This is a genomic window from Maribacter sp. IgM3_T14_3, from assembly GCF_049603095.1.
Taxonomy (GTDB): Bacteria; Bacteroidota; Bacteroidia; order Flavobacteriales; family Flavobacteriaceae; genus Maribacter.
Window position 1 is genome coordinate 840,250 of the sequence record NZ_CP187138.1, and the last position, 18,114, is coordinate 858,363.

The window sequence follows — 18,114 nt, forward strand, 5'->3', positions numbered from 1 at the left end:
ATTATTTGCATGTAAAGGTGTCCCGCTTGAGCAAGACACCCTTATACACAATACTCTAATTAGATTAAAATTAATCTATAATCTTAGTTACCTGACCAGCACCTACTGTTCTACCACCTTCACGGATAGCGAAACGTAAACCCACGCTTAATGCGATTGGCTGAATCAATTCAACTATAATTGTAAGGTTATCACCAGGCATAACCATTTCAACTCCTGCAGGAAGTGCAATGTTACCTGTTACATCAGTTGTTCTTACATAGAACTGTGGGCGGTAATTATTGTGAAATGGTGTATGACGACCACCTTCTTCTTTTTTCAATACATAAACCTCAGCTTCGAATTTAGCGTGCGGCTTAACAGAACCTGGCTTACAAATTACCATACCTCTAGTAATTTGAGACTTTTCAATACCTCTTAATAAGATACCAACGTTATCTCCAGCTTCACCTCTATTTAATATTTTACGGAACATCTCAACTCCAGTAACAGTAGAAGTTAATTTTACAGCACCCATACCAATAATCTCAACAGGATCACCAGTGTTAGCAATACCAGTTTCTATACGACCAGTTGCAACAGTACCACGACCAGTAATTGTAAATACATCTTCAACAGGCATCAAGAAAGGCTTATCAACATCTCTTGGAGGTAATTCGATCCAGCTATCAACAGCATCCATCAATTCCATTACTGTATCAACCCATTTTTGCTCACCATTCAATGCACCTAATGCAGAACCAGCGATTACAGGCCCATTATCACCATCATACTCATAGAAAGAAAGTAATTCTCTTACTTCCATCTCAACAAGCTCGATTAATTCCTCATCATCAACCATATCCACTTTATTCATGAATACAACCATTCTAGGAATACCAACCTGACGACCTAAAAGGATATGCTCACGTGTTTGTGGCATAGGACCGTCTGTAGCAGCAACAACTAATATAGCACCATCCATTTGAGCAGCACCAGTAACCATGTTCTTTACGTAATCCGCGTGACCAGGACAGTCAACGTGAGCGTAATGACGATTAGCTGTAGAGTACTCTACGTGTGAAGTGTTAATAGTAATACCTCTTTCTTTTTCTTCAGGAGCGTTATCGATAGAATCGAAACTTCTCATTTCAGAAAGACCTGCGTTTGCCAAAACAGTTGTAATAGCAGCAGTTAATGTAGTTTTACCGTGATCCACGTGTCCAATAGTGCCTATATTTAAGTGCGGTTTGGAACGATCGAAAGTTTCCTTTGCCATGTTTAATGAATTTTATTCTTAGTTTATATTAGTGTACAAATTTATACCTTAAATGAGCCAATGACGAGAATTGAACTCGTGACCTCTTCCTTACCAAGGAAACGCTCTACCCCTGAGCTACACCGGCGTAAAGTGTCGAACCCACCCTTTGAGGCAGATTCCTGCCTTCGCAGGAATGACATTACTGTCAAATTTATAGAGCGGGAGACCGGGTTCGAACCGGCGACATTCAGCTTGGAAGGCTGACGCTCTACCAACTGAGCTACTCCCGCTTATAATATTACAATATTTCAATAATTTTCTTTGAATAAAAGTTTTGTGGGGAGAGCAGGATTCGAACCTGCGAAGACGTAGTCAGCAGATTTACAGTCTGCCCTCGTTGGCCGCTTGAGTATCTCCCCTCAAACTAATATTTTAAAGAACTTAAGAGCCGATGGAGGGACTCGAACCCACGACCTGCTGATTACAAATCAGCTGCTCTAGCCAGCTGAGCTACATCGGCTTGTTTTACAACTTTTATCGTCATAAAAAAGCCCGCTATTTCTAACGGACTGCAAATGTATACTAGTTTTTTGTTTATTCAAAATAAATTTTGAAAAATTTTTATCATGCTTGTAATCTTATTTTCTCTTTTTGTTTTATTAGCCTACGTTCCAGCGAACTACAGGCAGAGTCTACAGCCTCTTCAAATGATTTACATTGCTTTTTAACGACAAATTTATCTTTGGGTATCGTAATTTTAATCTCCACTATTTTATTCTCTTTCGAACTTGTATTCTCCACTTTCATATAAACATCAGAGCTAATTACCTTAGAATAAAAGGTTTCCACCTTATCTAGTCTGTTTTGAAGAAAATTAATCAACTTACTGTCTGCATTAAAATTTACCGATTGCGTATTTACTTTCATAGTCAGAAAATTTATGGCCTACTAAAAATCAGCCTGATTATACAAAATTTATTTACCCCCTCTCGGATGTGCCTTTGCATGAACTTTTTTTAACTCAGCTATACTATTATGCGTGTACACCTGGGTAGAAGCCAAACTAGAATGGCCCAACAACTCTTTCACAGCATTCAAATCTGCACCCTTATTCAAAAGATGGGTGGCAAAGGTGTGCCGTAGAATATGCGGACTCGTCTTTACCTTCGAGGAAACCTCTCTAAAATACTTTTTTATTAATCTATAAACAAGTGTTTCGTACAATTTATTGCCCGATTTAGTCAAGAACATTATTCTTTCGTCAACCAACTCATTCAATTCATCTCGCCTAATGAGATATCCTTTAAATTTATCTTTAGTTTCTGCTAGCATCGGTAATATTCGCTCTTTATTACGTTTACCTAAAACTTTAATAGTCATGGTTTCAAAATCAACATCGGTTACTTTCAATGCTATAACCTCTGCCCTACGCATACCTGTTACATACAACACATGAATTAACAACTCATCTCTAACACCCTCAAAGTCATCGGAATATTCTATTTGCGTTAATACATTTTCCATTTCGGTCTCTGAAAAAGGTATTTCAACTTTCTTGGCCGTTTTTAATGCTTTATGCTTATTTAAAGGATTGACATCTGTTTGCCCTATTTTTTGGAGAAATTTATAATATGCCTTTAATGATGCTATTTTTCTATTTATAGAGCGATTATTAATTTTTCTTTCAGATAATTCTACGATCCAAAAACGAACGATATTATACGCTATGGTATCTATGTCATCTATTTCATAACTAGACCTGCAAAACATGCTAAATTCAGAAATATCCTTTTCATACGCATTGGTTGTATGCGCTGAATAATTTTTTTCTAAAGCGAGATATGAAATAAATTCTGCTAAAAACATAATCTAAAGGTATTAAAGTTTTAAGTCGGTTGAATTTTAAGCAAAAAAAAACCCGCAATTTGCGGGATTTTTTATTTTCTAGTACAAAGCCTAAATTTCTTCTTGATCTCTTAGACCTTGAATATATTCTGCTTTTTGTATTTGTGCTCTACGAACAACTGATGGCTTATTGAACTGTTGACGCTTACGTAACTGTCTCATTGTACCTGTCTTGTCGAACTTACGTTTGAAACGTTTTAAAGCTCTATCGATGTTTTCTCCTTCTTTTACTGGTATTATTAACATGGGCTAAACCTCCTCTCTTTTGTGATTAAGGCTGCAAATATAACAACTATATTGAAACAGACAACCTTTAAACTGATTTTTAAAATTTTAATTTAGACAACTATACTGTAGCTGGCTTATATTCTTTCTTATCAATAATGATTTTAGAAATAATCTCTCTTAATATTTCTGATGTTCCACCACCAATAGGTCCTAATCTACTATCTCTGAAATTACGTGCCATAGGGTAATCTTCAATATAACCGTAACCACCTAAGAACTGCAAACATTCGTAAGCGACCTCGTCAGCCACTTTGGTAGATTTTAATTTAGATATGGTCGCCTCTTTAACTACATATTGCCCTTTATCAAGTCTATAGGCAACAGAATAATTATATTCTTTACACATATCTATATCGGCATGTAGATCTACTACCCTATGTCGTAATGCTTGAAATTGATTAATAGATTTACCGAACGCTTCTCTTTCTGACATATAATTTAGAGCATAGTCTAAAGCATGTTCTGAACGTGCATGAGCGTTAACACCCATTATTAATCTTTCTAAAGCAAAATGCTCCATTATATATGAAAAGCCCATATTTTCAACACCCATTAGATTCTCTACAGGTATTTTAACATTATCGAAGGCTAATTCTGCAGTATCTGAAGCTCGCCAACCTAATTTATTTAATTTGTTAGCCGTTACCCCTACACTATGGCGATCTACAGCAAAAATACTGATACCCTTATGCCCTAATTCAGGATTTGTTTTTGCCGCTACAATCATATAATCGGCATACACTCCATTGGTAATAAAAGTTTTAGATCCGTTCAACACATAATGATCACCTTGCTTAATCGCAGTTGTTCTCATTGCAGCCACATCACTACCCCCAAAAGGTTCAGATATACAAAGACACCCGATTTTGTCGCCATCTACACTAGGTCGTAAATATTTTTCCTTTAAAAAAGAATCTGCTTCTTTATTTAAGTGAGTCATCGCCAAATATGCGTGAGCCCACATTGCAGCAGCAAATCCGCTAGAATTTATTTTTTGTAATTCTTCTAAAAAGATAATTGTATAAAAAAGATCAAGACCAAGACCACCATCTTCTTCAGGAGTTGCCAGACCGAAATAGCCCATATCACCAAATTTCTTCCAGATGAACCTTTCTATGGTTCCAGTTTCTTCCCATTTATCGATATGAGGAACAACTTCTTTCTGTAAAAAATCTTTTAGGCTGGCCCTAAATAGTTGATGTTCTTCGGTGAAGTACATACTTTGCATAGCGTTTTTTTTATAACGACAAATATAAAGTAATTCTATCAATTCGTTCGGACGGAAATTCTTCTATTTTTAATAATTCGTTCAAAGATTTAATACTTCCGTTGAGATTACGATAATTTACTATGCCCTGAGCTACATGTTTTTGAAGATATATCAATTTAGCCAGTTCTTCAACTGTTGCCGTATTTACATTTATTTTAGTAATATTTGGCTTGCTTATCACCTTAAATTCCTTCAATGCCTTATTTACAACTTCTTCTTCTAGACCATAAACATCAAATAACTGATCTGCAATTAAAAATCCGCCTAAGCGGTCTCTAAATTTTATAATTCTTGCCGACAATTTTACCCCTATACCATTAATTCGCTGTAACTCTTCTGCAGTAGCTGTATTTAAATCTTTATAAACGACTTTTTTATCGAGAGGTTTACTTGTGTACGTATTTTTAAATTTAGGACTCTTACGGTTCGTATTTTGAGTCCATTCTGGAAATTTGAAGTACTTAGAAATACTGCTCAACAAAGAATCGGAGACTTTTGTCACATTTTGAAATTCTTCTGCTGAATTTACAAACGCATCTTTTTTTCTAAATTCATGTAACCGATCAATTTCTTCAACCGACATACCCAGTGTATACCCTTTAAAATCGGTAATGTAATTCGGATTGAAGGGATATACCTTTACCGAATCTTTCTTAGAAGCTATTGTTTTTAATGAATCAATTTTAGACTGTATAGCTTTTTCTAAAACCAAAGGATATGATTGATGAACAGAATTGGACTGATATAAATAATACCCCAATTGAATAATAATCAAGAAAAATAACAAAAAGAAAATCCCACTTCGTTCTTGTTTGTTGAACTTGAAGTGGGATTTAAATAAATTCATGCTAAAAACTTAATCTTCTATAGCATCATACTTTAGCTTAATGGCATCTAAGTATCTGTTCAATTGCTTTTTCACTACAGGGAATAAAAAGAATAGACCTACCATATTCGGGAATACCATTGCGAATATCATTGCATCAGAGAAATCCCAAATAGATTTCATACTTGCCGCAGCACCGATAACGATGAATGTACAGAACAGTAATTTATAAACAATATCAGCCGTTCTACCACGTCCGAATAAATATTTCCAAGATTGTAATCCGTAATAAGACCATGATATCATTGTTGACACAGCAAATAATACCACTGCGATAGTTAAAAATACATTTGAATAAGGAATATATTCAGCAAATGCTACAGCAGTAATACCTGCACCTTCATAAGCAACACCGTCAATTAAAACTGAACCGGTACCATCGCCACCATAAGTAAAAGCACCACCAAAGTTAAAGATGATAATTACGATTGCAGTCATTGAACAAATAACTACCGTATCTATAAATGGTTCTAACAATGCCACTAAACCTTCTGAAGCGGAATATTTAGTTCTAACAGCTGAGTGCGCGATGGATGCAGAACCTGCACCTGCTTCATTTGAAAATGCAGCTCTTTTAAATCCTACCAATAACACACCTATAAGACTACCTACACCTATTGCAGTTGGCTTAAATGCCTCATCTATGATTAAAGCTATGGCATCATCTACTAATGCATAATTACTTATTATAATGTACAAGCAAGCAACAACATACATAACAGCCATAAATGGGACCACTTTTTCTGTCACTTGAGCAATACGTTTAATACCGCCAATTATTATTACACCGACTAGAATTGCCAAAACAAGACCAACTATTGCACCTGCCGCGGTACTCTGCCAATTAAAAAGCTCTTTTATAACAATGGTAGCTTGATTAGACTGTGCAGCGTTACCTCCACCAAAAGAACCTCCGATACAGAAAATTGCAAAAATTACAGCAGCAACTTTACCTAAATTCTTGAAACCTCGTTCTTTTAATCCTTTACTTATGTAATACATAGGCCCACCATAAACAGTACCATCTTCGCCTACATCTCTATACTGCACCCCTAGTGTACATTCAACAAATTTTGTTGACATACCTAAAAGTCCACAAATAATCATCCAAAACGTTGCACCAGGGCCACCTAGCGCTATTGCCAATGCAACACCCGCTATGTTACCATTACCAACTGTACCAGAAACTGCAGTTGCCAGGGCTTGAAAATGACTTACCTCACCATCTGAACTCTCATCTCTAATCGTGTCAATTATATCTCCATCAACAGCAAGATCATTTTCTAAGCTAACGAGATGGTCTTCAATATCTACATTGGTTAAATCTTGACCTTGAGCAATACCATCCTCTCCATATAATTCTTTTGCACCATGCTTTTCAATATCCTCGTATTTTCCACGTACTGTATTTATTGCCTTACCGAAAAATCGAATATTCGGAAAGCCAAAATATAATGTAAAAAACAGCGCACTACCCACCAATAAAACCAATACGAAAGGAATATCTGGATCGTGCCAAACGTTGAAGAAAATGACCGCCGAGAAGAAATCTGAAATTGGCTTGAAGGCTTGATCAATTTGTTGATCCAATCCTTGTTCTTGAGAAAAAATTAAAATAGGAAATAAAAAAGTAAACAGAGTTAGAAGTTTAGACTTCATAAGTTAAAATTTATTTTGAATTAGTCAGTTAGTCTAGCAATATCATAAAAATAATGGATGCAATCAAATATAAACGACAGAAAGATAATTATTCTATATTGAACATTTCATTCAATTTCTTTATTTGCTCTGGTCTACCTAAAACAATGACCTTACTTTTAGGCTGAAGTTTCATGTCTGCTTCCGGATTTATTATATAATCACCATCTGGAGAAATGTACCCTATTATTGTACATCCTGTTTTTCTACGTAAATCTAAATCTCTCAACGAATTACAATCAATCTGATTAGCAAAATCTTCAATGGCCACTTCTTCTAAATTAGTCGTATGTTCACCCTCCATAGAAAGCTTGTCCATAAAAGTTATAAGATCTGGCATAACTACCAATGAAGCCATATGATCGCCTCCAATTTTATCTGGCATAATTACCTTATCGGCACCTGCTAAGAATAGTTTCTTTTGTGAATTGACCAAAGATGCACGACTGATAATAAAAAGACCCTTTTTTAATTGTCGCGCCGAAAGCACTACAAATAAGTTGGCAGCATCATCTGGCAATGTCGCTATTAAATATTGTGCCCGCTCAATACCAGCTTCTAATAAAACATCGTCATCATTGGCATCGCCTTCAATAAAAAGAATATCTTCTTCATATCTTTCTATCACCTCTTTATCTTTCTCAATAACGACAAAAGGTCGCTTATAAGCTTTTAGCCGCTCTGCCGCTTGCATACCATTTCGACCAAAGCCGCAAACGATTACATGCTGATTTAAATTTGCGATGGCATTCTTCATTTTCTTCTTTTTTAGCAGTTCTACTGAATTTCTGGAGAGTAGGTATTCGGTAACTATCGATATAGCGAAACCAACAATAAATACACTTGTAACAATAAGAATTATGGTAAATATCTTGCCTTCTGGTCCCATTGGCCTTACTTCTGAGAAGCCTACAGTGGTTACCGTTATTATGGTCATATACAAGGCATCGACCCAAGAGTAGTCTGCAACAAATCTATATCCTAATACACCAAAAGCCAAAACCATTAGCATTAAGGTTAATGCCAAATAAATTTTAGACCGAAATAATTGCATCATAATTTATAAATCAAAAACAGAATTTCGTTTCGTGTAAATTAAATCTTTTATTCTTAGCCAAAAAGCCAAGAATAAATACAGCGCAAACCCAAAACCAACTGTTACAAATGTGAGATAAATGAAAGAGGTTCTAACCACCCTTGCCCTTATGCCCAAACGCTCGGCAATTCTGCCACACACCTCAAATCCTCTTTTCTGAAAATAATGTAGTGTTGTATAGAATATGTTCATGGGTGATAAAATTAGACTTTTAAATTCATTAAAGATGCCCCTACAGCACAATCTAAACATTTGTCTTTTTTACAGTAATTATTATATAACTGTAAATAGGTTTGAGAATCTTTGGCATTATCTATAGGTGCCCCTAGTTTCTCAAAGTTACCAATTATACTGTTTTCTTCTTTTTTTACTACAGACATCATTTTAAATAATGTTTCATAATCAACATTGCCCTTATAACGTTGATATGAAAATTTCAAAGGAATGATTGTATTAATCAATAGTAAGTTCAAAAACGGATCGGTCAATCTCTTTTTGCTCTTTTTTGAAATCTTCCCAAAATTAAAATGCGTATCCCAATAATCTGCCGTTTCTACATTTAATATTTCAGCCAAGTTGGGTGTTTCATTTTCAATCAACGCATGAAACAAATTATTATTTTCGGCATATATAGCACTTAATTGCGCTAAACGTATCGTTGGAAAATTTGGCGGTCTAAGTCTGAAAAATTCTGGAGATTTAAATACGGAAACCAAAGCAAACTTGTGTTTTAAAAATGTATACTCTCTTATAAGGTTTTTAGAATACAGATCTTCTTCATGTATACCGTTTAACAAATTTGCTTGCCCAAATAGCAAACTTGACATTTCTAATGGCTTTTTGTGTAATTTTCTAATGATAGAAAAATCAATTGATTTTCCAATTTCAACGAAGACCTCACCATTGATTTTAGAACCAAAAGTCTTTAATAACATTAAAAACAAAACCTGTTCCCAATTATTATTAGTCTGTTCTAGCAACTGGCTTACAAAAATAGATTTCTGCTCTAAACGCTCAATAAACAAGCGATCTAACCAATTGTTTTTAGTAAATGGATCTACACCTATAAATTCTCTTTCACAATTTATGAACTTGTAATTTTTACTATCAAATAATTGTTGATAGGATTCTAGCATGCTCATGGGTATGTAATTTTTAAGTGACAGCGTTGCAATTTCACTACCATCTTTTCTAAAGACAGATACATCATCTTCCCAAACAACATGTAATATTACATTGTCATAATTAGAATCTTCTTGGTGATTATGAGCATACCAATCTGAAGATTTTATATGAATCTCTACATTACCCGCCCATAATTGACCACTAAGCTCTACTTGTGCATTAAAGAAATCTGGACCACTTAAATGATTATGGGCGCCTGTAGCCAAAACACGTACCGACTCACCCATTGTAGAAATGAGTCCGTTAATGGGATACTTTTTATACTTCCATATAAAATGAAGCAAATCTTCCTTCATTTTATAAAAATAAAAAACCCACCGTTAAGCGGGTCTATTTTCTGAAAGAAATAAAATTATTCGGTTTCTCCTTCCCAGTTCATAAACCCACCTTGAAGGTTAAAAGCTTTGTCAAAACCTAAACTATTCATTATTGCGCAAGCTTGTCCGCTTCTATTGCCAGACCTACAGTACACATAATAATTTTTTGTTTTGTCCAATTTTTCTAGCTCGGCAACGAACTCTTGTCCTTTGTAAATATCTATATTTATAGAATTCGGAATTATACCTTCTTCTATTTCTTCTTCTGTTCTTACATCGAGAATTACTGCATTAGGATCTTTCTCTAATTGCGCTTCCCAATCTTGTTGTGATAAATCTGCCATAGTTTAAATTATATACCGTAAAAATAATCGATTTTTCTTTATCTGATTCTCTCATATTTTTTTAACAAAAATTTAATCAACTTGTTAAACAGAATATCGAAATAAAAATTACATTTGTATATACAATTATTGTATCAACATGAATGTAGAAGAAATTATTAAAACAAACCAGGCAATGCCGTTAGAAAAACGGACACTTATTCATATGGCATTGGTTGCAAATAAAATTGAAGAAGAAATAGCAACGGTACTTAAACCTTTTGATGTTTCTATTCAACAATTTAATGTTTTAAGAATTTTAAGGGGACAAAACGGCAAACCTGCTAATCTTTCTACTATTAATGAGCGCATGGTTACCAAAATGAGTAACACGACGCGTTTGGTCGATAAGTTAATTTTAAAAGATTTTGTCAATAGAACTATATGTTTAAAAAACAGAAGAAAGGTTGAAATAGTTATCACCGAAGGGGGCTTGAATGCTCTGAACAAAATTGATGGAATACTTTTTGAAGCAGAGAAAAGAATACTTAAAAACTTTGCCGAAACCGAATTGCATGAATTGAATGAATTATTAAATAAATTTTAATTAAAAGTAATGGATAAAGTTTTAGATAAATTAAACTGGCGTTATGCCACAAAAAAATTCGACAGCTCTAAAAAAGTGAGCAAAGAGAATTTAGAGACATTATTAGATGCTGCTAACTTAACAGCTTCTTCATATGGTTTACAGCCCTATGAATTTTATGTTATTGAAGATGCCGATACAAAATTAAAATTAAGAGCTGCTTCATATGACCAATCTCAAATTACAGATTCATCATACGTTGTAGTTTTAGCCAATAAGCCTACTTTTGATGATACCTTGATCGATGATTACATTGCCAACATTATGAAAATTAGAGGAATATCTAAAGAAAATCTTGAAGGTTTTTCGCAAACTATGAAGTCTAGTCTTTTAGGTTTGCCTGACGCTAACAAAAACACTTGGACATCTAACCAAGCTTACATCGTATTAGGTAATTTAATGACCATAGCCGCTGAAATGGAAATTGATACCTGCCCTATGGAAGGTTTTGATAAAGCCCAGTACAATGAAATTTTAGGTCTTACCGACAAAGGTTTAAATGCTGCGGTAGTTTTAGCCGTTGGCTATAGATCTGCTGAAGATGACACACAAAATTACCCTAAGGTTAGATATTCTAAAGAACAAATTATTACACATATATAAATTAAACACAATCATTTAAAATTAGAAACATGAAAAAATCATTATTAAGTTTAGCATTCGTAGCTGTATTTGGATTTAACGCTACAGCCTCTACACCAATTGATGGAGAGAAAAAAGAAATTAAAGTTAGCGAGAGTACCGTCACTTGGAAAGGTTACAAGGTTACAGGATCTCATGATGGTAGCATTAATCTTAAATCTGGGCACCTAGAAATGAACGGTAAAAAATTGACCGGTGGTGAATTTGTAATCGATATGACTTCAATTACTTGTACTGACTTAGAAGCAGGTCAAGGAAAAGAAAAATTAGAAGGTCATTTACAGTCTGCTGACTTCTTTGGTGTTGAAAGCAACCCAACTTCTAAGTTGGTTTTCACTTCTGTAACAGCTATGAATGATAACTCATATACAGTTACAGGAGACTTAACTATTAAAGGTATTACAAAGCCCGTAACCTTAGTGGTTTCTATGTTTGAAAATAAGGCTACCGCTACTATGAAAGTTGATAGAACTAAATTTGACATTAAATATGGTTCAGGAAGCTTTTTTGATGATTTGGGAGACAAAGCTATCTATGACGATTTTGATTTAGTAGTAGACTTAGCACTATAAGTTTTTCTAAAAGAATCGAATTACAACAATTTAAAATCCCTTTGATAAATTTCAAAGGGATTTTTATTTTTGACTAGGTAAAGTTTGATAGTTTAAATTTCCTTTTTATATTTGATGCTCAATGAAAAATTTAATAGCAAATACTTGGTGGTGGAACAACTTACGAAAAACATCGTGAGCAAAGCATCATTGTAGTAAAACTATATAAAGGCTTGTCATCACGACAAGCCTTCTTTATTTTATAAATGTACCTATGACCTATCAATTTAAGACATATCATAAAAAAATTCTTGCCGATACCATGACGCCGGTAAGTGTTTATTTGAAAATAAGAGACCGGTTCCCTAATAGCATCTTATTAGAGAGTAGTGATTATCACGCCAATAACAATAGCTTTTCATACATCTGCTGCAACCCTATTGCATCTATTAAAGTAGAAAATGAGATTATTACAAAGCAGTTTCCCGATGGTACAGTTGAAGAGACTCAAATTACTACAGATACTAATGTTGTTGGTGTTATTGATACATTCAGTAAAACATTCAAGGCAGATACTAACGACTTTAAATTTATAAATAATGGCCTGTTCGGCTATATGGCTTATGATGCCGTTCGTTATTTCGAAGATGTAGCTATATCGGTTAAAGATGACTCAGTTCATATTCCAGATATTTACTATGCGGTATATCAAAACATTATTGCTATAAACCATTATAAGAACGAAGCTTATCTTTTTGCGCATTGCTATAACACAGAGAATAATATTCCTGAACTAGAACAACTGTTAAGTATTAGAAATTTTGCCACGTATAACTTTAAAATAGAAGGTGACAGAGAATCTAATCTAGAAGATGAAGAATATAGAAAACAAGTCGATTTAGCTAAAAAGCATTGTCAACGTGGCGATGTTTTTCAATTGGTGTTAAGCCGTCGTTTTTCTCAAGGTTTTAAAGGTGATGAATTTAATGTTTATAGAGCTTTACGCTCAATTAATCCTTCGCCATATTTATTCTATTTTGATTACGGAGATTTTAAAATATTCGGTAGTTCGCCTGAAGCTCAATTGATCGTTAGTGATGGTAAAGCTGAAATTCACCCTATCGCAGGTACTTTTAAAAGAACCGGTAATGATGAACAAGATGCGCAACTTGCTAAAGAATTAAAAACCGACGATAAAGAAAATAGTGAGCACGTAATGCTAGTAGATCTTGCACGTAACGACCTTAGTAGAAATGGTAGTGTGGTACAGGTCGAAAACTATAGAGAAGTACAGTTTTTCTCTCATGTTATTCACCTCGTTTCTAAAGTTACTGGAATGAAGAAAAGCGATATACCTACCATGAAAGTGGTAGCTGATACTTTTCCTGCCGGTACATTGAGTGGTGCGCCGAAACATATGGCCATGCAACTTATTGAGAAATATGAAAAAACAAGTCGTGGGTATTATGGTGGTGCTATCGGTTTCATGGATTTCTCAGGAAACTTCAACCATGCCATTATGATCAGAACTTTTTTAAGTAAAAATCATAAACTGCATTATCAGGCTGGCGCCGGATTGGTAGCTGCATCAAACCCAGAAAACGAACTACAAGAAACATATAATAAACTAGGCGCTTTGACCAAGGCATTAGAAATAGCTGAAGACATTTAAGATGAAGAAAATATTAGTTATAGACAATTACGATAGTTTCACTTATAACCTAGTACATTATTTAGAGGAGTTAGGTTGCGAGGTTATTGTAAAACGTAATGACCAACTTACCCTAGAAGAGGTTGATGCTTTTGATAAAATTGTGCTTTCTCCAGGTCCTGGTATTCCTGATGAAGCGGGACTATTAAAACAAATCATCGAAAAATACGCACCTACCAAAAGTATATTCGGTGTTTGTTTAGGGCAACAAGCTATTGCTGAAGTTTTTGGTGGTACGCTAATTAATTTAGATGAAGTGTACCACGGTATTGCCACTAAAATAAAAATCATAAAGGAGGATGTGATTTTTGAAGGGCTGCCTAAAGAAATTGAAGTAGGTAGATACCATTCTTGGGTGGTGAATCCTGATTTGCCAGAAGTTTTAGAAGCTACTTCTGTAGATGAAAACGGACAAATAATGTCGCTACGTCATAAAACTTATGATGTTCGCGCGGTACAATTTCACCCAGAATCAGTGCTTACTCCACAAGGAAAAAAGATGCTAAAGAATTGGTTGAATGCTAAGGCATAGTAATAAGTATCAAGTACTAAGTGATAATAACTTCTTTGCACTAAATACGAACTGCGTAATACTTTTAAAAAAATGAAAGAGACACTAAATAAACTTATAAATCACGAAATACTTTCCAAAGAAGATGCGAAACGCATTTTGGTAAATATTGCGAAAGGTGATTACAATACCAGTCAGATCGCGGCATTTTTAACCGTATACATGATGCGTAGCATAACTATTGAAGAGTTAGAAGGATTTAGAGATGCATTATTAGATTTATGTTTGGCGGTAGATTTATCTGCTTATAACCCTATTGATCTTTGCGGTACTGGTGGTGATGGCAAAGACACATTTAATATTTCCACTTTAGCATCTTTCGTTACCGCTGGTGCGGGAGTAAAAGTTACCAAACATGGTAATTACGGAGTTTCTTCTACATGCGGTAGTAGTAATGTGATGGAATTTCTAGGGATAAAATTCAGCAACGACGCTGGCTTTCTTGAAAAATGTATTGCTGAAGCTGGTATCTGTGTTTTACACGCTCCCCTATTTCACCCTGCCATGAAAAATGTGGCTCCTATCCGTAAAGATTTAGGGGTGAAAACGTTTTTCAACATGCTCGGCCCCATGGTAAACCCTGCGTTTCCAAAGAACCAAATAGTAGGTGTTTTCAATCTAGAGCTTGCTCGTATGTACGGATACTTATATCAGAAAACTGACAAGAATTTTACCGTTCTACATGCTTTAGATGGTTATGATGAAATTTCTTTAACCGGAAATACTAAAACCATTTCTAACCATACAGAAAGCATGCTAAAACCATCTGATTTTGGAGTGAAGCAAATTAAGCAAAGTGATATTGTTGGTGGAGATTCTATTGATACCTCTGCCCAGATATTTTTAAATGTTTTACAAGGTAGAGGTACCGAGGCACAGAATAACGTTGTTTGTGCTAATGCTGGTATTGCTATTGCAACGGTAGAAGATTTGACACCACTTCAAGGTTTTGAAAGAGCTAAAGAATCTTTACTAAGTGGAAAAGGGTTGGCAGCACTGAAGAAAATACAAGAATTGAGTAAAAATTAGAACAAAGCTTTGTCCTCGAATTAATGAGGTTATAAAAGAAGATATATTTTATGAACATTTTAGATAAAATAGTAGCCGATAAACGAAAAGAAGTTGAGTTGAAAAAATCGATTATTTCCGTGTCTCAATATGAAGCTTCTGTGCTTTTTGAAAGTAAAACAAACTCTTTGGCTCAAGCACTAAAAAATAGTGACACAGGCATTATTGCGGAATTTAAACGTCGATCTCCGTCCAAAGAAAGTATTAATCAAAATGCAAATGTTGGGCAGGTTGCTAAAGGTTATGAGAATGCCGGAGTTTGCGGTATGAGCGTACTTACAGATATTAAATATTTTGGTGGCTCTATTGAAGATTTAATTTTAGCACGTGCATCGGTTAAAATTCCGTTGCTACGTAAAGAATTTATTATCAGTGAATATCAAATTATTGAAGCCAAGGCAAATGGTGCCGATGTTATTTTACTCATCGCTGCCATACTTACTAGGCAAGAAATTAAAACATATTCTGAATTGGCTAAAAGCTTAGGCTTAGATGTATTATTAGAGGTACATAACGAAGAAGAACTTCATAAATCTATTATGCCAAGTTTAGATATGCTAGGTGTAAACAATAGAAACTTAAAGACTTTTGAGGTTACTTTAGAGACTAGTAAAGTACTTTCTAAGCTGATACCCGACGATTTTGTAAAGGTATCTGAAAGCGGAATAAGCTCTATCGACGCCATCAAAGAATTAAAGCCATTTGGCTACCAAGGTTTCTTAATCGGGGAGAATTTTATGAAGACAGATAACCCTGGTAAAAGTGCGATTCAATTCATCAAAAACTTGAAAAACTAATGAAACTGAAAATTTGCGGAATGAAACTGAATACGGCTGAAGTTGCACAATTGCGACCAGACTATTTAGGCTTTATTTTCTGGGAACCTTCTTCTCGGTTTTTTGAAGGTGAGATCCCTGAACTTCCGCATACTATAAGTAAAGTAGGAGTTTTTGTTGATGCTGAACTAGACTATATTATCGAAACAACAATAAAAAATCAATTACAAGGGCTGCAATTACACGGTCATGAAACCCCAGAGTACTGTTCTAAAATTTCTTCCGAATTAAAAAAATTAAATCATAAAGTCGACGTCATAAAAGTCTTCTCAATCAAAGAGGAATTTAACTTTGATGTATTGAAACCATATGAAAATGTGTGCGACTATTTCCTTTTTGATACTAAAGGAAAATTACCTGGTGGTAATGGATATACATTCGACTGGTCTGTTCTAAAAAATTACCCATCTACCAAACCTTATTTTTTAAGTGGAGGTATTGGTCTAAATAATCTGGATAAGATTAACGAGTTTATGAAAACACCTGAGTCTAAATACTGCTTTGCCATTGATGTTAACAGTAGTTTTGAAATAGTGCCAGGATTGAAAAAAATTGAAGAATTGAGCGAGTTTAAAAAAGTAATTAATATACAGTAATACGTTTATCATATTTTATTTTACCTAAAAAAAGAATTCATACGCAGATTATTAAGATTTAAAAGAGATGCAAAAAGAAGATAGAATCAATTCCCACATAGGCGGCTTTAATGCTGACGAAAAAGGATACTACGGTGAATTTGGTGGTGCCTTTATACCTGAAATGTTGTACCCAAATGTAGAAGAGCTGCGACAAAATTATTTAAAACTGATGTATGAAGATTCTTTTCAAAAAGAATTCAATCAGCTTTTAAAAGACTACGTTGGTAGACCTTCTCCGCTATATTTTGCAAAACGTCTTTCTGAAAAGCACGGTTGTAAAATATATTTAAAAAGAGAAGATCTTAACCATACAGGTGCCCACAAAATCAATAATACTATCGGTCAAATTCTTATGGCTCAAAAATTGGGTAAAACTAGAATTATTGCCGAAACAGGTGCCGGTCAACATGGTGTTGCCACTGCTACTGTATGTGCTTTAATGGGCTTAGAATGTATCGTTTACATGGGTGAAATCGATATTGCTCGTCAAGCCCCTAATGTTGCCCGCATGAAAATGCTTGGCGCTGAAGTACGACCAGCAAAATCTGGTAGTAGAACTTTAAAAGATGCCACAAACGAGGCTATTAGAGATTGGATTAATAACCCTGTAGACACCCATTACATTATTGGTTCTGCAATTGGTCCGCATCCCTACCCAGATATGGTTACGCGTTTTCAGTCTGTAATTTCTGAAGAGATAAAATGGCAATTGAAAGAACAAGAAGGGCGAGAAAATCCTGATTATGTAGTAGCTTGCATAGGTGGTGGCAGTAATGCTGCTGGCACTTACTATCATTTCTTAGATGAACCTGAAGTTGGTATCATTGCCGTTGAGGCTGCTGGTAAAGGAATAAATTCTGGCGAAAGTGCAGCTACATCTGCTCTTGGTAAAGTAGGTATAATTCATGGTTGCAAAACTATGTTGATGCAAACTCTAGATGGTCAAATTACCGAACCCTACTCCATTTCTGCTGGATTAGATTACCCTGGTGTGGGGCCTATGCATTCACATTTATTTAAATCTGGTCGTGCTGAATTTTACTCGGCTACCGATGATGAAGCTATGGCCGCAGGATTAGAATTATCGCAACTAGAGGGTATTATACCTGCTATTGAAACGGGACACGCATTTGCAATTTTTGAACATAAAAAATTCAAAAAAGATGACGTGGTTGTTATCAGTCTTTCTGGTCGTGGAGATAAAGATTTGAACACATATATTGATTATTTTAAGCTAGCATAA

The 18,114-nt window shown here is 34.8% G+C and carries 20 protein-coding genes and 4 tRNA genes; 9 read left to right on the forward strand and 15 right to left on the reverse strand.

From position 1 onward, the window contains the following. Positions 1-70 precede the first annotated feature (70 nt). From tuf to ACPF9A_RS03895, 15 genes are all read right to left on the reverse strand, one after another. Positions 71-1,258: an elongation factor Tu gene (tuf, locus tag ACPF9A_RS03825; RefSeq protein ID WP_424001809.1), complete on the reverse strand. Its 1,188-nt coding sequence runs from the start codon at positions 1,256-1,258 to the stop codon at positions 71-73. A gap of 55 nt (positions 1,259-1,313) precedes the next feature. Next, positions 1,314-1,385 (reverse strand) — tRNA-Thr (locus tag ACPF9A_RS03830). 72 nt (positions 1,386-1,457) lie between these two features. Further along, a tRNA-Gly gene (locus tag ACPF9A_RS03835) sits at positions 1,458-1,530 on the reverse strand. A gap of 47 nt (positions 1,531-1,577) precedes the next feature. Continuing rightward, positions 1,578-1,659: transfer RNA gene (locus ACPF9A_RS03840), tRNA-Tyr, on the reverse strand. A 27-nt stretch (positions 1,660-1,686) separates the two neighbouring features. Next, a tRNA-Thr gene (locus tag ACPF9A_RS03845) sits at positions 1,687-1,760 on the reverse strand. A 104-nt stretch (positions 1,761-1,864) separates the two neighbouring features. Beyond that, the gene (gene hpf / locus ACPF9A_RS03850; protein ID WP_424001811.1) at positions 1,865-2,167 is read right to left on the reverse strand and encodes a ribosome hibernation-promoting factor, HPF/YfiA family; all 303 of its coding nucleotides are present in this window, start codon (positions 2,165-2,167) and stop codon (positions 1,865-1,867) included. A gap of 48 nt (positions 2,168-2,215) precedes the next feature. Further along, positions 2,216-3,106, reverse strand: coding sequence for a tyrosine-type recombinase/integrase (locus ACPF9A_RS03855; protein WP_424001813.1), 891 nt, complete (start codon positions 3,104-3,106; stop codon positions 2,216-2,218). Positions 3,107-3,196: 90 nt separating this feature from the next. Beyond that, positions 3,197-3,391 (reverse strand): 30S ribosomal protein S21, encoded by a 195-nt coding sequence (gene rpsU / locus ACPF9A_RS03860; protein WP_027067859.1) that lies wholly within the window; start codon positions 3,389-3,391, stop codon positions 3,197-3,199. 100 nt (positions 3,392-3,491) lie between these two features. Then, positions 3,492-4,661, reverse strand: coding sequence for an acyl-CoA dehydrogenase family protein (locus ACPF9A_RS03865; RefSeq protein ID WP_424001816.1), 1,170 nt, complete (start codon positions 4,659-4,661; stop codon positions 3,492-3,494). Positions 4,662-4,671: 10 nt separating this feature from the next. Beyond that, on the reverse strand, positions 4,672-5,550 hold the full coding sequence (locus ACPF9A_RS03870; protein WP_424001818.1) for a ComEA family DNA-binding protein: 879 nt from the start codon (positions 5,548-5,550) through the stop codon (positions 4,672-4,674). Positions 5,551-5,559: 9 nt separating this feature from the next. Continuing rightward, positions 5,560-7,248, reverse strand: a complete 1,689-nt coding sequence (locus tag ACPF9A_RS03875; protein WP_424001820.1) for an alanine/glycine:cation symporter family protein — start codon at positions 7,246-7,248, stop codon at positions 5,560-5,562. A gap of 88 nt (positions 7,249-7,336) precedes the next feature. Continuing rightward, on the reverse strand, positions 7,337-8,344 hold the full coding sequence (locus tag ACPF9A_RS03880; protein ID WP_424001822.1) for a potassium channel family protein: 1,008 nt from the start codon (positions 8,342-8,344) through the stop codon (positions 7,337-7,339). Positions 8,345-8,347: 3 nt separating this feature from the next. Continuing rightward, a complete protein-coding gene (locus ACPF9A_RS03885; RefSeq protein ID WP_424001824.1) occupies positions 8,348-8,575 on the reverse strand; it encodes a PspC domain-containing protein in 228 nt (75 codons plus the stop codon). An 11-nt stretch (positions 8,576-8,586) separates the two neighbouring features. Beyond that, on the reverse strand, positions 8,587-9,864 hold the full coding sequence (locus ACPF9A_RS03890) for a DUF2851 family protein (RefSeq protein WP_424001826.1): 1,278 nt from the start codon (positions 9,862-9,864) through the stop codon (positions 8,587-8,589). Positions 9,865-9,920: 56 nt separating this feature from the next. Then, entirely contained in the window at positions 9,921-10,229 is a 309-nt protein-coding gene (locus ACPF9A_RS03895) for a rhodanese-like domain-containing protein (RefSeq protein ID WP_424001828.1), read from the reverse strand. Between the two features lie 139 nt (positions 10,230-10,368). Between ACPF9A_RS03895 and ACPF9A_RS03900 the strand changes: the two genes are divergently transcribed. The 9 genes from ACPF9A_RS03900 (at position 10,369) to trpB (ending at position 18,114) form a co-directional block, all read left to right on the forward strand. Then, positions 10,369-10,815 (forward strand): MarR family winged helix-turn-helix transcriptional regulator, encoded by a 447-nt coding sequence (locus ACPF9A_RS03900; RefSeq protein WP_424001830.1) that lies wholly within the window; start codon positions 10,369-10,371, stop codon positions 10,813-10,815. Between the two features lie 9 nt (positions 10,816-10,824). After that, a complete protein-coding gene (locus ACPF9A_RS03905) occupies positions 10,825-11,457 on the forward strand; it encodes an NAD(P)H-dependent oxidoreductase (RefSeq protein WP_424001832.1) in 633 nt (210 codons plus the stop codon). A 29-nt stretch (positions 11,458-11,486) separates the two neighbouring features. Further along, the gene (locus tag ACPF9A_RS03910) at positions 11,487-12,068 is read left to right on the forward strand and encodes a YceI family protein (RefSeq protein ID WP_424001834.1); all 582 of its coding nucleotides are present in this window, start codon (positions 11,487-11,489) and stop codon (positions 12,066-12,068) included. Between the two features lie 253 nt (positions 12,069-12,321). Next, positions 12,322-13,719 (forward strand): anthranilate synthase component I family protein, encoded by a 1,398-nt coding sequence (locus ACPF9A_RS03915; RefSeq protein WP_424001835.1) that lies wholly within the window; start codon positions 12,322-12,324, stop codon positions 13,717-13,719. A gap of 1 nt (position 13,720) precedes the next feature. Next, positions 13,721-14,290, forward strand: a complete 570-nt coding sequence (locus ACPF9A_RS03920; protein ID WP_424001837.1) for an anthranilate synthase component II — start codon at positions 13,721-13,723, stop codon at positions 14,288-14,290. Between the two features lie 72 nt (positions 14,291-14,362). Then, positions 14,363-15,358: an anthranilate phosphoribosyltransferase gene (gene trpD, locus ACPF9A_RS03925; RefSeq protein ID WP_424001839.1), complete on the forward strand. Its 996-nt coding sequence runs from the start codon at positions 14,363-14,365 to the stop codon at positions 15,356-15,358. Between the two features lie 50 nt (positions 15,359-15,408). Further along, positions 15,409-16,194, forward strand: a complete 786-nt coding sequence (trpC, locus tag ACPF9A_RS03930) for an indole-3-glycerol phosphate synthase TrpC (protein WP_424001841.1) — start codon at positions 15,409-15,411, stop codon at positions 16,192-16,194. Further along, positions 16,194-16,829: a phosphoribosylanthranilate isomerase gene (locus ACPF9A_RS03935; protein ID WP_424001843.1), complete on the forward strand. Its 636-nt coding sequence runs from the start codon at positions 16,194-16,196 to the stop codon at positions 16,827-16,829. The genes trpC and ACPF9A_RS03935 overlap by 1 nt, the downstream gene beginning before the upstream one ends. A gap of 67 nt (positions 16,830-16,896) precedes the next feature. Further along, a complete protein-coding gene (gene trpB, locus ACPF9A_RS03940) occupies positions 16,897-18,114 on the forward strand; it encodes a tryptophan synthase subunit beta (RefSeq protein WP_424001845.1) in 1,218 nt (405 codons plus the stop codon).

Coding starts and splice junctions, on each gene's coding strand:
- tuf (WP_424001809.1), bottom strand. CDS start 1,258: ATGGCAAAGGAAACTTTCGATCGTTCCAAACCGCACTTAAATATAGGC.
- hpf (WP_424001811.1), bottom strand. CDS start 2,167: ATGAAAGTAAATACGCAATCGGTAAATTTTAATGCAGACAGTAAGTTG.
- ACPF9A_RS03855 (WP_424001813.1), bottom strand. CDS start 3,106: ATGTTTTTAGCAGAATTTATTTCATATCTCGCTTTAGAAAAAAATTAT.
- rpsU (WP_027067859.1), bottom strand. CDS start 3,391: ATGTTAATAATACCAGTAAAAGAAGGAGAAAACATCGATAGAGCTTTA.
- ACPF9A_RS03865 (WP_424001816.1), bottom strand. CDS start 4,661: ATGCAAAGTATGTACTTCACCGAAGAACATCAACTATTTAGGGCCAGC.
- ACPF9A_RS03870 (WP_424001818.1), bottom strand. CDS start 5,550: ATGAATTTATTTAAATCCCACTTCAAGTTCAACAAACAAGAACGAAGT.
- ACPF9A_RS03875 (WP_424001820.1), bottom strand. CDS start 7,248: ATGAAGTCTAAACTTCTAACTCTGTTTACTTTTTTATTTCCTATTTTA.
- ACPF9A_RS03880 (WP_424001822.1), bottom strand. CDS start 8,344: ATGATGCAATTATTTCGGTCTAAAATTTATTTGGCATTAACCTTAATG.
- ACPF9A_RS03885 (WP_424001824.1), bottom strand. CDS start 8,575: ATGAACATATTCTATACAACACTACATTATTTTCAGAAAAGAGGATTT.
- ACPF9A_RS03890 (WP_424001826.1), bottom strand. CDS start 9,864: ATGAAGGAAGATTTGCTTCATTTTATATGGAAGTATAAAAAGTATCCC.
- ACPF9A_RS03895 (WP_424001828.1), bottom strand. CDS start 10,229: ATGGCAGATTTATCACAACAAGATTGGGAAGCGCAATTAGAGAAAGAT.
- ACPF9A_RS03900 (WP_424001830.1), top strand. CDS start 10,369: ATGAATGTAGAAGAAATTATTAAAACAAACCAGGCAATGCCGTTAGAA.
- ACPF9A_RS03905 (WP_424001832.1), top strand. CDS start 10,825: ATGGATAAAGTTTTAGATAAATTAAACTGGCGTTATGCCACAAAAAAA.
- ACPF9A_RS03910 (WP_424001834.1), top strand. CDS start 11,487: ATGAAAAAATCATTATTAAGTTTAGCATTCGTAGCTGTATTTGGATTT.
- ACPF9A_RS03915 (WP_424001835.1), top strand. CDS start 12,322: ATGACCTATCAATTTAAGACATATCATAAAAAAATTCTTGCCGATACC.
- ACPF9A_RS03920 (WP_424001837.1), top strand. CDS start 13,721: ATGAAGAAAATATTAGTTATAGACAATTACGATAGTTTCACTTATAAC.
- trpD (WP_424001839.1), top strand. CDS start 14,363: ATGAAAGAGACACTAAATAAACTTATAAATCACGAAATACTTTCCAAA.
- trpC (WP_424001841.1), top strand. CDS start 15,409: ATGAACATTTTAGATAAAATAGTAGCCGATAAACGAAAAGAAGTTGAG.
- ACPF9A_RS03935 (WP_424001843.1), top strand. CDS start 16,194: ATGAAACTGAAAATTTGCGGAATGAAACTGAATACGGCTGAAGTTGCA.
- trpB (WP_424001845.1), top strand. CDS start 16,897: ATGCAAAAAGAAGATAGAATCAATTCCCACATAGGCGGCTTTAATGCT.